Genomic DNA, 14,152 nt, shown 5'->3' on the forward strand with positions numbered 1-14,152 from the left:
CTTATGAAAATCTTTAAAAGGAATTCATATTTTCTTTTTGTTTTCAGAAGTTGCAAAAACCTCAGCATCAAGAGCTGCAAGTCCGACACATAAATCGGAAGGATGCACCGCAACACAATGTTCATTATAACCTACCAAAGCACTCATGCTGTTCTCACCCTTCAACGCACTGCAACCGCTTCCAGGATTTCTCTTATTACAAGGCATTGTGATGTCGTAAAAATAGACACATCTTGTACGCTGCAATAAGTTTCCTGCCGTACTTGCCATATTTCGAATCTGCGGTGAAGCTCCTGCCAAAACTGCTTTTGCAATCAGTGGTGTATTTTGCAGAATATTTTTATCGGTTGTTAATGCCGTATTCCGAACCATTCCGCCGATGCTGATGTTCTTTTTCGACACAACGATTTCACTGGAAACAGCTGACGTAATGTCTATCAAAGCATCCGGTTGAGCAATGTTTTTTTTCAGAAGGTCAACCAAGTTCGTACCGCCTGCAACAAAATGTGCTTTTTCATTTTTCGAGCGTAATGCAGCATTTGTATTGGCTGCTTTTTCAAAAGTATAAGGTTTCATCGTGCTGCAACTTTTTGGATAGATTGAACAATTCCGTTATAGGCTCCGCAACGGCAGAGATTTCCGCTCATAAATTCTTTTATTTCTTCTACCGAATTGGTATGACCTTCGTTCACACAGGCAACGGCAGACATAATCTGTCCCGGAGTACAATATCCGCATTGAAAACCGTCACATTCAATAAAAGCTTCCTGCATCGGATGAAGTTTTTCTCCATCGGCAAGACCTTCAATTGTTGTCACTTCCTTTCCGGGAACCATCACCGCCAAAGTAAGACAGCTTAAAGCTCTTTCTCCGTCAATATGAACTGTACAAGCTCCACATTGACCGTGATCACAGCCTTTTTTCGTTCCTGTAAGATTTAAATCTTCTCTTAAGACATCTAAAAGTGTTGTACGGGAATCACTTTTCAGTTCGTATGATTTTTTATTGACAGAGATTTTTACGGGAACTACGGTTTTTCTGGGAAGTATAAACGTTTTCACATCATTGTAAAAAGCTTTGACTGACGATGGTATTGCAGCCAATAAAGCGGCCATTGCAGAAGTTTTGAGGAAGAGCCTTCTGCTGTAATTTGATTTTTCAGGCATTGCAGTAGAATTTTAAATTCAAATTGTATGATGTATTTTTGTATTTAAATGAAAAATTGAAAAAATCTTTTATCTTTAAATAAAAACATCATATCTTTCAAATATACTTAAATAATCAATCGTAATTAAGGTTTAAAACTAATTTAGAGATAAACAAAATAACAGAAACTGACATTGAAATCATTATCTTTTCGATGAAAAATACAGTTTGTTTTATTACTTAGATTTGGCTTAAAACTTTCATTCGGTTTCTGCAAATTATTGCCATGAGAAAAATTTATTATGTTCCGGGATTAATCAGTGCGTTGCTACTTCCTGTTTTGCTCTGGTATTGCTTTACACCCTACATCGACTTCACAGTAACCAATGTTATTGATGTACAACTTCCTTCAAAAGATAAAAATGCAAATATCAATCAGGAAGAAAATAGTATCGGAAATTTCTTGCCTTTACAACGTGACCATTATTCGAAAATAACTGTTAGCGGTAATGAAGCAAAAAAGAATTCTGATTTATATATTTCAGAAATCAGAAAATTCAGGAACCAAAATTCAGAAAACAAAGGAATTGAATTTGTTTTAAATAAAAACAATACATACGGCGATTTTGTATCATTATTGAATGATTTTCATATTTCAAAGCATGAATATTACGGTATAGATTTGGAAAGCGGAAACTTGGTTGCAAGTACAAATTATAGCGTACCACAACAAGGGGTAAATACTGATAATGTGCAAATGTGTATCGAAATTGTTGAAATCGTTGATGCGCCAAATAAAAATATCTGGAATTATCTGAATGACTTCGCAGACAGAAAATTTGTAAATACCTTTTCAGAAAAAATTGTTCAACTTCCCAAAGGAAGCTTTCCCATAATTTTTGGTTTTTTATTATTCCTAAATATGTCGATGCTGAGCATTAAAGAAAGGTTTCAACTATCTTAAACAAAAAAGACTGCCTTTCGACAGTCCTTTCATTTTACTTTATAAGACACTTATTTCTTATCTAAAAGAGAAATATAATCTCCGTAACCTTTGTCTTTCATTTCAGCTTTGGGAATAAATTTCAAAGATGCTGAATTGATGCAGTATCTCAATCCGCCTTTATCTTTTGGTCCGTCATCGAAAACATGTCCCAAATGTGCATCTCCGGTTTTACTTCTCACCTCGGTTCTCGTCATTCCAACTGTATTATCCACTTTTTCGTCAATCAGTTTCTGGCTAATCGGTTTTGAAAAACTTGGCCATCCGCAACCAGATTCAAACTTATCGGTCGAAATAAATAATGGTTCACCGGTTGTAATATCCACATAAATTCCTTCTCTTGTCTCATCCCAATATTCATTTTTGAAAGGCATTTCCGTAGCATTTTCCTGGGTTACGTTATACTGTTCAGAAGTCAGTTTCTGTTTCAAAACGTTTTTGTCCTGCTTTTGATATTTCGTTAATTTTTTAGGAGGATTTGCATTTTTCGCCATTTCAAAAAGTCCCGGTTCGATATGGCAGTAACCTCCCGGATTTTTATCTAAATAATCCTGATGATAATCTTCAGCACTGTAGAAATTTTTCAACGGAATCGTTTCTACTAAAATAGGCTTGCTGTAATTTTTAGCTAATTTTGCCACTTCCTGCTTTACGATTGCCTCTGTTTCTTTATCGGTAGAATAAATTCCGGTTCTGTACTGATCTCCTCTGTCATTTCCCTGCTTGTTTAAACTTGTAGGATCGATTGTTTTAAAATAAAGATCAATTAAAAGTGTAAGATCAACCTGTTCGGGATCGTATTTTACTTTTACGGTTTCTGCAAAACCTGTTGTATGGCTGATTACTTCCTCGTAAGTCGGATTTTTCTTGTTTCCGTTCGCATATCCTACTTCCGTTCCTACCACGCCACGAATTTGTTGAAAAAAATGTTCAGTTCCCCAAAAACATCCGCCTGCAAAATAAACTTCTTTTACATTTTTGTTGTCCATAATGGTCTCATTTTCTTTTTTAGTTTCTGTGGATTTCAGTTTCTTTGAATCTCCACAGCTTGTTGCAAATACTGCTATACTCAGAATCATTCCGAGTAATATAAATATGTTTTTCATTTTTATCTTTTTATTCATTTTAATTTTTTTTTGTTCAATTAAAATCCGCAATTCTTATTGCAAATTTCGGACTATAAATCATGATCAATTACTGATAATTTCTATTAAAACAATAGTGAAATTACCTTTAATTTACCTAGAATTATATACGATGAATGTTGAAATGTGGTTTTAAAATAAGGAGAACTTTCATTGAGAATGAAATTCATCATCGAGTGTTTAATATCTCGATTGTCTTGGTTAATTTTAAGATCGTTCCGTTCATTTTTTTAAGATTTGAATTAATACTTTGTCGTTTTCAAAAGTATAGTCGGAACAAATTCAAAATCCTGACAAAAATTTTATTAAATATCTAAATTTTTAATCATTTTATCTTTAAATGACTGAATTTCAGAATCATTAATTTTAGTACTATTTTCCTGAGCAATCTTTCTTTTCAGAATATCGTCTAAAATTTCCAATTTCTGTTTGTAAGCTCTGCACCATTTACAGATTTTTAAATGCAAAGACAATTTCCAGTTTTCTTTTGAGGAAATTTTTTCTGCATTTCGTTTTTCCATCAGTAAAGTCGCCTCACTGCATGGTAAAAATATAATATGGATTAGTTTTCTTAGCATCTTTTAAATCATTTATGACTTTGCAAACCAGTTAAATTCCAGACATTCTCTCAACTGCATTCTGCTTCTTTGCAGAATCTTCCATAGATTAGTCGTAGAAATATTCAATTCCTGACTTACTTCCGGTGCTTTTTTTTCTTCAAGATAATACATTTTCACCGGAATCTTCCATCTGGAAGGTAAATCTTCAAGACAATTCTCTAATGCTTGATTAAAATCCCTATCGTCAAGAAGCTCGGCTTCTCTATTTTCTGTGTTCCAGTTATTTAAAACGTCATTATTTCTCCAAGAACCGTTTTCTTCAAAAAAATGGTCGAGTTTAATTTCCGGTTCCGATTTATATTTTTTTCGGTAAAAATCAGCGACTTTATAACTAAGAATCGTCATCAACCAGGTTAAAGGTTTGCTTTTCCCTTCAAAAGAATCAAACGACGAAAAAGCCGAAATAAAAACCTCCTGAACAAGATCTTCCGCCTCCACTTTATCTGAAACCAGATAAACAGCACGTCTTAACAATGCTTCTGAGTATTGCTCGATCCAGCTTTTGAGGGTTTCATTTTTTGTCATGCTAAACTTTTATCTTTTCAGATCGTAACGAAGATAATAAGTTAAAAGGCAAATAGCAAAAAAATATACGGCATCAAAATTCCCCTCCCTTGGAGGGGTGGCGAAAATTCGAAAGAATTTTTGACGGGGTGGTTTTTGTATGCGTACTCAAAATAGTTGAATTTAGATTTCTCCTTCGTCGAAATGACAAAAATTGTAATAACAACCAAAATCCTAGCCCCGATTGCAGCTTTGTTTGAGCTCATTTCGTATGTTTCTACGGCGTGGCTTCGCCACGCCGTAGAAACATACGAAATAGCGAGTGCGGAAAGCGGGAAAGAGCTCCTAAAAAATATTTAAAACTAAATCAGCTAAAAACATTAAATTTGCATCTTATCAAAAATTTAAAAAGCAAAGCTCTATATAAAATGACTTCACAGGAAATAAGACAAAAGTTTTTAGACTACTTTCAATCAAAAGAACATCTTATCGTTCCTTCTGCACCGATTGTGCTGAAAGATGATCCGACCTTAATGTTTTCCAACTCGGGAATGACGCAGTTCAAAGATTATTTTTTAGGTTATAAAGAGCCTAAAGCTTCAAGAATTGCCGATACGCAGAAATGTTTAAGAGTTTCCGGAAAGCATAATGATTTGGATGATGTAGGTCGCGACACCTATCACCATACGATGTTTGAAATGCTTGGGAACTGGTCTTTTGGTGATTATTTCAAAAAAGAAGCGATTACTTGGGCTTGGGAATTACTGACTGAAGTATACGGAATTCCGAAAGAAAATCTTTACGTAACCATTTTTGAAGGAGACGAAAAAGAAAATCTTGAAAGAGATACAGAAGCTTACGATTTGTGGAAACAGTTTATTTCTGAAGACCGAATTATCAACGGAAACAAGAAAGATAATTTCTGGGAAATGGGTGCAAGCGGACCTTGTGGACCGTGTTCAGAAATCCACGTTGATTTGAGAAGTGCTGAAGAAAAAGTAAAAGTTTCAGGTTTGGAATTGGTGAACAACGACCATCCACAAGTGGTAGAAATCTGGAATCTCGTTTTCATGCAGTTCAACAGAAAAGCAGACGGTTCTCTGGAAAATCTTCCGGCAAAACATATCGATACCGGAATGGGATTCGAGCGTCTTTGTATGGCTTTACAGCAAAAAGAATCCAATTATGACACCGATGTTTTTACTCCTCTAATTGCTAAGGTTGAAGAGCTTTCAGGTAAAAAATATACAGGAATTTTAACAAACGAAAAAGACATCGCCATTCGTGTTGTGGTTGACCACATCAGAGCCGTTTCGTTTGCAATTGCAGACGGACAGCTGCCTTCAAACGGAGGAGCGGGTTATGTGATCAGAAGAATTTTGAGAAGAGGAATTTCTTATGCTTATCGTTTTTTAGACAGAAAAGAACCTTTCCTATATCAGTTGGTTGCTGTTCTTCAGGAACAAATGGGTAAATTTTTCCCAGAGCTTGAAAAACAGGGAACTTTAGTTACGGAAGTAATTAAAAGTGAGGAAGAATCTTTCTTAAGAACGATTGAAACAGGATTAATCCGAGTTGATAAATTAATTCAGCAGACGATTTCTGAAGGTAAAAAAGTATTGCCAACAGAAGAAGTTTTTGAATTATACGATACGTATGGTTTCCCGGATGATTTAACAAGAATCATTGCAGAGGAAAAAGGTTTAACCATCGACGAAAAAGGATTTGAACAAGCTTTAAATGAACAAAAGCAACGTTCAAAAGCGGATTCTGCCCAGAAAGTTTATGATTGGGTAACTTTAGAAGAAAGAGAAGAAAACTTTGTTGGTTACGATAAATTTGAATCTGAAACCTACATTACAAGATACAGAAAAGTAGAAAATAAAGACGGAGAATTTTATCAGGTGGTGTTGAGCGAATCGCCTTTCTATCCGGAAGGTGGTGGACAAATCGGAGATAAAGGTGTCCTTGAAAATGCTACCGAAAGCTTTGAAGTTTTAGAAACTAAAAAAGAAAACGGATTGATTATTTCTTTAATCAGCGGGCTTCCGAAAGATGCAGGTGCTGTTTTTTATGCTAAAGTAAATGCAACCGACAGAAAAAACTCTCAGGCAAATCACTCTGTTACACATTTGTTGCATGAAGCTTTAAGAGAAGTTTTAGGAACGCACGTTGAGCAGAAAGGTTCTTACGTTGGTCCAGATTATCTTCGTTTTGATTTCTCCCATTTCAATAAAATGACGGAAGAAGAACTGGCTTTGGTTGAAGAAAAAGTGAATACTAAAATCAAAGAAAGTATTGCTTTACAGGAATTCAGAAATATTCCAATTCAAGAAGCGATTGACAAAGGTGCGATGGCCTTGTTTGGTGAAAAATATGGAGACAGTGTGAGAATGATCCAGTTTGGAAGTTCAAAAGAGCTTTGTGGTGGAACTCACGTGAAAAACACCAGCGAAATTGGTCATTTCAAAATTGTTTCTGAAAGCTCTGCAGCAGCGGGAATCAGAAGAATTGAAGCGATTTCAGGTGATAAATCTGCAGAATATTTTAAAAATTTAGAAAAACAGATTACTGAACTTTCTCAATTGCTAAAATCTAAAGATGTTGTGAAATCTATCGAGAAATTAATCGAAGAAAACGTATCATTGAAATCCGAAGTTGAAGCATTCAAAAAAGAAAAAGCGAAAGGCGAAATCGGTGACTGGAAAAACGCTTACGAACACAAAGGTGACAAGCAACTTTTAGTAAAGAAAACCTCTCTTGATGCAGGTTCTGTAAAAGATATCGTGTTCCAGTTGAAGAAAGAAATCCCAACTTCAGTAACGATCATTCTTTCTGATGCAGACGGAAAACCCATGATTACCGTTGGTGTTTCAGATGATTTGGCAGCAAGTTATCAAGCCGGAACCATCGTAAAAGATTTAGCAAAAGAAATCCAAGGTGGCGGCGGCGGAAATCCGGGCTTTGCAACAGCAGGCGGAAAAAATCTTGATGGTCTGGAAAATGCATACCAGAAGGCTTTGAATGTTTAATTATTCTAAAGTATAAATTAAAAAAGCAGCTGTCGTAACGACAGCTGCTTTTTATTTCTATTACATTGGAATTTTCTGAACTTTAATACGAATGTCCGTAATCAATAATAACTTGGTTTTTAACGGCTTGTTTGTCATTCCGCAGGAATCTCAACACACTGAAAACAAAGCAGTTTAGATTCCTTCGGAAATCTATGATTCGACGTAGTCAATGACAAAATGACTGCTAATTTTACCATTATGTTTAAAAAAGGACATTCATTAACTTTAATTAATAGCGATGGGTTTTAACCCATCCTTCAAACGACATAAGAAGATTGGCTTTAGCCGAAATAATAGGTTTTGGCTAAAGCCTTTCCTGTGAAAACATTTATAGTCGGGCTAAAGCCCGACCCTATTGAATGAATGCTTGAATACTAATTTTCATTTCGAACTATTTTAAAAGAAATTAGCACTCACTTTGTCATTCCGTAGGAATCTCAACATCTCAATCACATTAAAAAGTTTAGATTCCTACGGAAATCAAAGATTCGACATAGTCAATGACAAACAAGCTGGAATATATTTTTATTAATGAATACACCGTGGTGAATTTATAACTTGATTTAAATGATTTATCAAATTACACCGGATCCGTCGGTGGTACTTCCGGCAAACCGCTTGGGGTGTCGTAGATGATGTAGTCATTGTATTTGGCTTCGTTGGTTTCGTAGAAAATATCCTGACCGATGCCTGCGTATTTGGTGAGCAGTTGGTACAGGATATTTAGGGCTTCTACCCTACCTTCGGCGGCAACATCACGGTCGGAAATTCCCTGAGCCTGTGCATCGATGGCGAGATCCAGCGCGTCGCGTTGGGTAATGAGGGTGTTGATTTTATCCTGGGTAAGACCTTCTTCCGAAAGTTCGGTAAGGTACTTTTCTGCGGTGCCGCTCATGATTTTGGCGACACGGACAATCTCGGCATCGCTTTGCTGACTGATTAAGGCATTGCCGAATTCCTTGTATTTGGCACTGAATTGCCCGAAAACATTTTCTGCCATATTGAAAATACTGCGCATGGATTTTTCGAGGGCTTTTCGGGCGGTATCTTTCTGCTCGGTGAGATTGATTTTGATGGCTTCGAGCTGTTCATCGCTTGGAAAACTGTCTACGGTACTTCGGGCAGTCATCAGTTCGGTCTTTTTTGCGGGACTGTAGCCACGGTCGGTGAATTCGGCAATATCTCTGTCGATGAGAGCGATGAATTCATCTGCTTTTTGTTTCAATACGGAATCTGCTAATTTGAAATTACGTACTACCTGTTCTTTTTTCATAATGGATTTGTTTTTGTGTTTAAAATATAGTTCTGAAATCTCAATTTCTCATTTGCACTCATGCATCAGCTTTTACAAAAACCCTGTAAAGCACTGATAAATAATAAATTGTACTTGATTGGCTCTTCGGAACGGTTGAACGGCTCTTCGGAGTACTTGACGGGCTCTTCGGAATGGTTGATTGCCTTTACAGAACACCTGAACGACCTTTCGGAAGGGTTGATTTCCTCAACGGAACGCTTCAGCGCCTTTTCTGAACGTTTGAATCGGTCTTCAAACTTCCTGAACGATCAAACGGAATGCTTTATCGGGTTTTGGGGTTAAAACGTTGTTGTTTAGAATTTGGATTGTTGTGGGATCCGATGGTGCCGGAAACCTGCGCATGAACTGCGGGATTATTTTTAAATATCATCATTTTGTTTTTTGTTGTTCTTCAGACAAATATAAAAATATTTTTGAATAGTATGGGATTGAGAGAATGTTTTTTTGAAATGGAAAAACCTCGCGGGTGGGCGAGGTTTAATATTTCCATTCAAATAAATTTATAATCTATAAACCCATATATCTTTAATGCTCTACTTTAAAAGATTTCTTAATTATTTCCTTTGCATCTTTTTGATCTTTCAAAAAATCAAGGGCTTTTTTTCTATATGTTCCTGATCTAAAACCTAGTAATTCTTCTACACAACCTAAAAGACCTTTATTATTATATATTTTAATTGCTTCGTCATATTTTTTACCCGAGATAATACTATCAATTAAAACTGTTCGCTCAGTATATAATCTATTCAAATTAATAGTGTTAATAAAATCTTTTAGATTTTTATTAACTTCTGCTTCGGTGTTCCCTTTTTTTACATGTGATTCACTAAAATTATAATTTATAAAGGATGATAAATAATTTGAAGACTGTAGTTCTCTATCCCTCAGCAACATTTTTATAACTTTTTCTTCAAGCTGATCAAAATCAATAACTTCTTTTTTGTGCTCTGCAAATTTTAAAACAAACTCTTTGAGTAAAAAAAGATTCTCAACTTCTGCCACGGAATAACTAAAAATGTTTTCAGTTTCTAGTTTTGTCAATTGGTCTTGCACTCTGAAATCACGATCAATAATTCCAATTGCCAGGGTATTTTTCATTTGAATTTTATTGAAAGCACGTACATAATTTATAACATGAGAACAGCTTTGTACTGGTGCTATTGTAAAGTCATTAAATATTATCTCAAAAATTTTAGTATCAAGACTATCCATCTTGCCTTCACAAAATAAAATCTTTTTTCTACTTCCCAGTAGTTTCATTAATATATTTTCCGGAATTTCATTTTCTGGGATTGTCTGGATATCCCATTTATTTGGGAATGAGAAATCTTTTATCCAGAATTTATTCGCTTTCCTCGAGGATGCAAAATCCAAATCGTGAGTTAAATAAACGAAAATGCAGTCTTTTCTTTCATTTTCAAGACTATCCCATAATTTATTAACTATTGATTTATGTAAATACATTTCAGGTTCGTCAATAATAATCAAAGCATTAACTGGAGAGAGAAGTATTCTTCCAATTAGATAAAGGATGTTTTTTTCTCCGTCACTCATTTTAAAAGCAGGATAAATTTCTTCACTCTGTAAATCTTTAATCATTAAATTATTACTTTCATCACTGAAAAGTAATCTATGCTCTATCAAACTGTTCCAAATTTCACTAGCTCGATCAAGTTTACTTTTTAATTCTTCTTTTTTTACAGGCTCTCCCTTTTCTACTTTATTACAATAAACATTTCTAATAAAACCTTTTTCAGCAAGCAACGTCTTCAGAACGTATTTGTATTCTGCACCATACTTTAACACATCTTGATAAGGAACATCATTCGTCTGAGTTGCGTTATATGTAGTTTTTCCTTCAGAATAATTTTTTTGATATTTGTCATATTCGTCAGAGGAACTATTAAAATTTGGTGTGCTATCAAATGTAGGAACAATAAGAAGCTTTTGCGCTGGAATTACTATGCCATCTCTTTCATCAATTACTGTTTTTAGACTTGATGTTAATGTTGACTTTCCTGACCCATTTGCTCCTACAATCACCGTATTTTCTTGTATAAAATTTAAATCACTAAAAAAAATATATGATGCATATAAATTATCAATGTTCAACTGTGTAGTAGGTATGGTTTGGTTCAATTGTGAAATCTTATATGTATTGTACCCAACATCATCAGGTATACAGTTTACATAAATTGGTTGTAAATTAATACTTTGAATATTATGCTGGATTTTTTGGAAAAAAAATTCTGGAACTAAATCATTTTCTAAGTCTTCTTCAATTTTCGTTAAATAATTTTGTACTGCATTCAGCGAATCATAAAATTTTGAAAACACTTCTTTTAAGGCATTTGCTTCAAAGCATTCTTGGATAGTATTTACTTCATTTCTTTTTACACCTATTAATTCTATAATGGATTCTTTCTTCATCTTGTAATAAATAATAATGTTTTAACAATTTTCTAATTTAAAAATATTGATTTTGATTAACTTTTCAATCTAGACTAATTATGCTAAAGTAAATAATTATCTACTAAGAATAAAATATATTTCAAACTCAAATGAAAAAACTGATTATTCATGGTCTCGATACAAAATTTTTCTTCAAAAAATTTCTATTCGAACTGACGGAAGTTGTCAACAGTAGAAATAGTATTAAATATAAAACCCTTAAAAACTCTTAAATAAAACCCCATTTCTCAATCATTCGGGAATTGAACACTATAAAAATCAGCTGCATTAAATTGAAATACAGCGGTTTTTATTTTTAACAAAAGATTATATTTTCTTCCGTCATTTTGTAACTTTCTTATCAATAGTTTTGTCTAATTAATAAAAAGCTACATGACTAAACTTTTATCTGCTCTGTTTTTATTGTCCGCGCTCCTGTTTTTCGGGCAAACACAACTGAAAGTTTTAAGCAAATCAACCAAAGAACCGGTTCCCAATGCGGCGGTTTACTGCGATGATGAACTGCTTGGGAAAACCGATTACAGCGGGAATCTCAGTTTTAAAACAAAATGCAAAAAAGTAGAAATTCTTGCCAGCAATTTTGAAGATATTTCTGTAGACGTAAAAAAGAATATGGAAATCTCAATGATTCCGCTTTCTGAAAAAAGAAGCAATATCGACCGCGTGGTAATTCAGGATAAAAGTGATCCAAGAGCATTGAGGATTCTGGATGAAGTGAATAAAAAAGCAAAAGAAAATTCTCCGAAGTCTTTAGATTCTTATCATTTCAAATCTTATTCTAAATTTTCTATCGATGTAGACAAAGATTCTGTTGATGTCTACAAAAACTTTTTAGCAATCAGAAAAGATTCGCTTTCAAAAGTTGATAAGAAAGATTTTATTCAGAAAGAAAAAGACAAAAAAGATTCTCTTACCGCCGAAGATTTCATTGGTGCTACGGAAGAAAGTCAGATGTTTCTTTGGGAAAAAGCTACGGAATACAAATATTCTCAGAAGTTTGGTGAGAAAACCAATATCATCGACAACAGAATGTCCGGTTTCAAAAATCCGATCTATGAAGCTTTAGCGATCAACATTTCTAATCTGGATCGTGTTCCGAGACAGCTTCGACCGGAAAACAGAAAATTGTTTAATTTTTATCTTTCTGATACGTTGCAGCTGGACGGAAGAAAAACTTTTGTTATCAAATTCAAGGAAATCACAGACAAAAAGAAGCAAAATCCCCGAAAATTTAACGGAAAAATATATATCGATTCCGATACTTATGCCTTGAAAAAATTTGAAAGCCAAAACAAGAAACAAAACGAAGGCGACATTGTTTCTGTTTGGAAACCTGTAAATGGAAAATGGTTTTTAGACTATGAAGACATTAAAGTCAAAATGGGAAGCCAAAGTTTCAATACATCAAAAAAAGACAGTATAAAATCCGGACAAACCGCAAAATACAACAGAAAAAAATTCGGAAATTATTTATATGTTAAAAACCGTTTTTTTGATTTTAACATTAATGAAGAGCAAAAAGCGTCAGAGTTCAAAGGTTATTCTCTGGAAATGAAAAATTCTGACGGAAGTCTTCTCGATCAGTACAGAACCGACAGTCTAACTGCAAGAGAAAGCGCAACCTACACCAAAATCGACAGTTTTGTACAAAAACATGACTTCGAGAAAAAACTAAGCTTTTTAACCCAATTAATGAGAGGAAATCTGCGCTACAAAATGATTGATTTCGATATTACTAAACTTTTCAGCTACGATAAATACCAAGGTGTGCGTTTGGGAGCAGGTCTGAAGCTGAATGAGAGATTCAGTAAAACATTTTCTCCGGATGGCTATTTTGGGTACGGGTTTAAGGATCATACCTGGAAATACGGCCTAGGTTTAGACGTAAAATTATCAGATAAAAGAACTTCTGTTTTCAGGATAGATTATGTGGATGACGTATTTGCTGCAGGAAGATTTAGCAACAATATGTGGGATATGATGACCAGAATTAATGATTTGAATCTTGATATTCACAATGCTAATTTCTATAAAAACCAAAAATGGGGAGCGTCTTATCTTTATGATATTTCGAATTCTTTAAGCATGAAATTGAGCTTAAATAAAGAAAAACAGTCTGCTGTTTTTGATTATCAGTACAAAAATTTAGGCAACAGTTTCGACAATACAAGTGCCACTTTATCTTTAAAGTTCGCTCCGAATGATAAAAATATTATGACACCAACCGGAAAATATACTTACGAAAAGGCATTTCCACAGATATTTATGAATTTTGAAAAAGGATTTAACGCTTTAGGCGGCGATTTGGATTATCACAGATTAGATGCATTGATCATTCATCAGTTTAGATCAAAATTAGGCTACACAAATATCAAATTGTTCGGTGGGCTTTCTTCGGGAACAGCTCCGATCTGGAAAAACTTTGAAATCGCAGGTCATAGAGACGGAAGTCCGGATAAGTGGTATCAGAATATCAACACGCCATCCAATCTAGGATTTACAACAATGCCTGCAGGAACTTTTTATGCGGATAAATTTGTTGGTTTTAAAATTTCACAATATTTACCTTTCAGATTTAAAACCTTCGGATCAAGATATTCCAATCTTGAGGTTGAATACCAATCTGCCATCGGAGATTTTAAAAACCGTAGCGATCATCAGTTCGATTTTCAGGTTCTGGATCATTATTATCAGGAAGTCGGAATCATCTGGAACCGTTTTCTGGGAAGAAATTTCGGCGTAGGCTTTTCTTACAGATTAGGACACTATCAAACGTCTGAGTTTAAAGATAATTTTGGGATTAAACTAAGGTTTAATGTTTTGAATTAATCTTTATATGAATGTCCCTCTTTAAGCATAATACTAAAATCAGC

Annotated in this window: 11 protein-coding genes; 4 read left to right on the forward strand and 7 right to left on the reverse strand. The window is 34.4% G+C overall.

From position 1 onward, the window contains the following. Positions 1–24 precede the first annotated feature (24 nt). Together BA768_RS21520 and BA768_RS13025 are read right to left on the reverse strand one after the other, a co-directional pair. Entirely contained in the window at positions 25–576 is a 552-nt protein-coding gene (locus tag BA768_RS21520; protein ID WP_228388424.1) for an FAD binding domain-containing protein, read from the reverse strand. After that, on the reverse strand, positions 573–1,166 hold the full coding sequence (locus BA768_RS13025) for a (2Fe-2S)-binding protein (RefSeq protein WP_065721101.1): 594 nt from the start codon (positions 1,164–1,166) through the stop codon (positions 573–575). The genes BA768_RS21520 and BA768_RS13025 overlap by 4 nt, the downstream gene beginning before the upstream one ends. Positions 1,167–1,432: 266 nt before the next feature. On the opposite strand from BA768_RS13025, the gene BA768_RS13030 reads away from it, so the two are divergent. Beyond that, positions 1,433–2,110: a hypothetical protein gene (locus BA768_RS13030; protein ID WP_083206677.1), complete on the forward strand. Its 678-nt coding sequence runs from the start codon at positions 1,433–1,435 to the stop codon at positions 2,108–2,110. Between the two features lie 50 nt (positions 2,111–2,160). Here the strand turns inward: BA768_RS13030 and msrB are convergent, their stop codons facing one another. From msrB to BA768_RS13045, 3 genes are all read right to left on the reverse strand, one after another. Further along, positions 2,161–3,255, reverse strand: coding sequence for a peptide-methionine (R)-S-oxide reductase MsrB (gene msrB, locus BA768_RS13035; protein ID WP_065721184.1), 1,095 nt, complete (start codon positions 3,253–3,255; stop codon positions 2,161–2,163). 344 nt (positions 3,256–3,599) lie between these two features. Continuing rightward, a complete protein-coding gene (locus BA768_RS13040; protein ID WP_065721103.1) occupies positions 3,600–3,872 on the reverse strand; it encodes a hypothetical protein in 273 nt (90 codons plus the stop codon). 12 nt (positions 3,873–3,884) lie between these two features. Next, positions 3,885–4,439, reverse strand: coding sequence for an RNA polymerase sigma factor (locus BA768_RS13045; protein WP_065721104.1), 555 nt, complete (start codon positions 4,437–4,439; stop codon positions 3,885–3,887). Positions 4,440–4,622: 183 nt separating this feature from the next. Between BA768_RS13045 and BA768_RS21310 the strand changes: the two genes are divergently transcribed. Beyond that, positions 4,623–4,778 carry a hypothetical protein gene (locus BA768_RS21310; RefSeq protein ID WP_165571794.1) on the forward strand — a complete coding sequence of 52 codons (156 nt, stop codon included), beginning with the start codon at positions 4,623–4,625 and terminating at the stop codon, positions 4,776–4,778. 68 nt (positions 4,779–4,846) lie between these two features. After that, positions 4,847–7,450 carry an alanine--tRNA ligase gene (gene alaS / locus BA768_RS13055; RefSeq protein WP_065721106.1) on the forward strand — a complete coding sequence of 868 codons (2,604 nt, stop codon included), beginning with the start codon at positions 4,847–4,849 and terminating at the stop codon, positions 7,448–7,450. 622 nt (positions 7,451–8,072) lie between these two features. Here the strand turns inward: alaS and BA768_RS13060 are convergent. Both BA768_RS13060 and BA768_RS13070 read right to left on the reverse strand, forming a co-directional pair. Beyond that, positions 8,073–8,765, reverse strand: coding sequence for a hypothetical protein (locus tag BA768_RS13060; RefSeq protein ID WP_065721107.1), 693 nt, complete (start codon positions 8,763–8,765; stop codon positions 8,073–8,075). 567 nt (positions 8,766–9,332) lie between these two features. Then, entirely contained in the window at positions 9,333–11,237 is a 1,905-nt protein-coding gene (locus BA768_RS13070) for an AAA family ATPase (protein ID WP_065721109.1), read from the reverse strand. A 414-nt stretch (positions 11,238–11,651) separates the two neighbouring features. Between BA768_RS13070 and BA768_RS13075 the strand changes: the two genes are divergently transcribed. Next, complete coding sequence (locus tag BA768_RS13075) at positions 11,652–14,108, forward strand: DUF5686 family protein (protein WP_083206678.1); 2,457 nt, start codon at positions 11,652–11,654, stop codon at positions 14,106–14,108. Positions 14,109–14,152: the final 44 nt, after the last annotated feature.

This window comes from Chryseobacterium sp. CBo1, from assembly GCF_001693475.1.
Taxonomy (GTDB): Bacteria; Bacteroidota; Bacteroidia; order Flavobacteriales; family Weeksellaceae; genus Chryseobacterium; species Chryseobacterium formosense.

What these genes read in the sequence shown, in the direction of transcription:
- BA768_RS21520 (WP_228388424.1), bottom strand. Translation starts at nt 576, where the DNA reads ATGAAACCTTATACTTTTGAAAAAGCAGCCAATACAAATGCTGCATTA.
- BA768_RS13025 (WP_065721101.1), bottom strand. Translation starts at nt 1,166, where the DNA reads ATGCCTGAAAAATCAAATTACAGCAGAAGGCTCTTCCTCAAAACTTCT.
- BA768_RS13030 (WP_083206677.1), top strand. Translation starts at nt 1,433, where the DNA reads ATGAGAAAAATTTATTATGTTCCGGGATTAATCAGTGCGTTGCTACTT.
- msrB (WP_065721184.1), bottom strand. Translation starts at nt 3,255, where the DNA reads ATGAAAAACATATTTATATTACTCGGAATGATTCTGAGTATAGCAGTA.
- BA768_RS13040 (WP_065721103.1), bottom strand. Translation starts at nt 3,872, where the DNA reads ATGCTAAGAAAACTAATCCATATTATATTTTTACCATGCAGTGAGGCG.
- BA768_RS13045 (WP_065721104.1), bottom strand. Translation starts at nt 4,439, where the DNA reads ATGACAAAAAATGAAACCCTCAAAAGCTGGATCGAGCAATACTCAGAA.
- BA768_RS21310 (WP_165571794.1), top strand. Translation starts at nt 4,623, where the DNA reads ATGACAAAAATTGTAATAACAACCAAAATCCTAGCCCCGATTGCAGCT.
- alaS (WP_065721106.1), top strand. Translation starts at nt 4,847, where the DNA reads ATGACTTCACAGGAAATAAGACAAAAGTTTTTAGACTACTTTCAATCA.
- BA768_RS13060 (WP_065721107.1), bottom strand. Translation starts at nt 8,765, where the DNA reads ATGAAAAAAGAACAGGTAGTACGTAATTTCAAATTAGCAGATTCCGTA.
- BA768_RS13070 (WP_065721109.1), bottom strand. Translation starts at nt 11,237, where the DNA reads ATGAAGAAAGAATCCATTATAGAATTAATAGGTGTAAAAAGAAATGAA.
- BA768_RS13075 (WP_083206678.1), top strand. Translation starts at nt 11,652, where the DNA reads ATGACTAAACTTTTATCTGCTCTGTTTTTATTGTCCGCGCTCCTGTTT.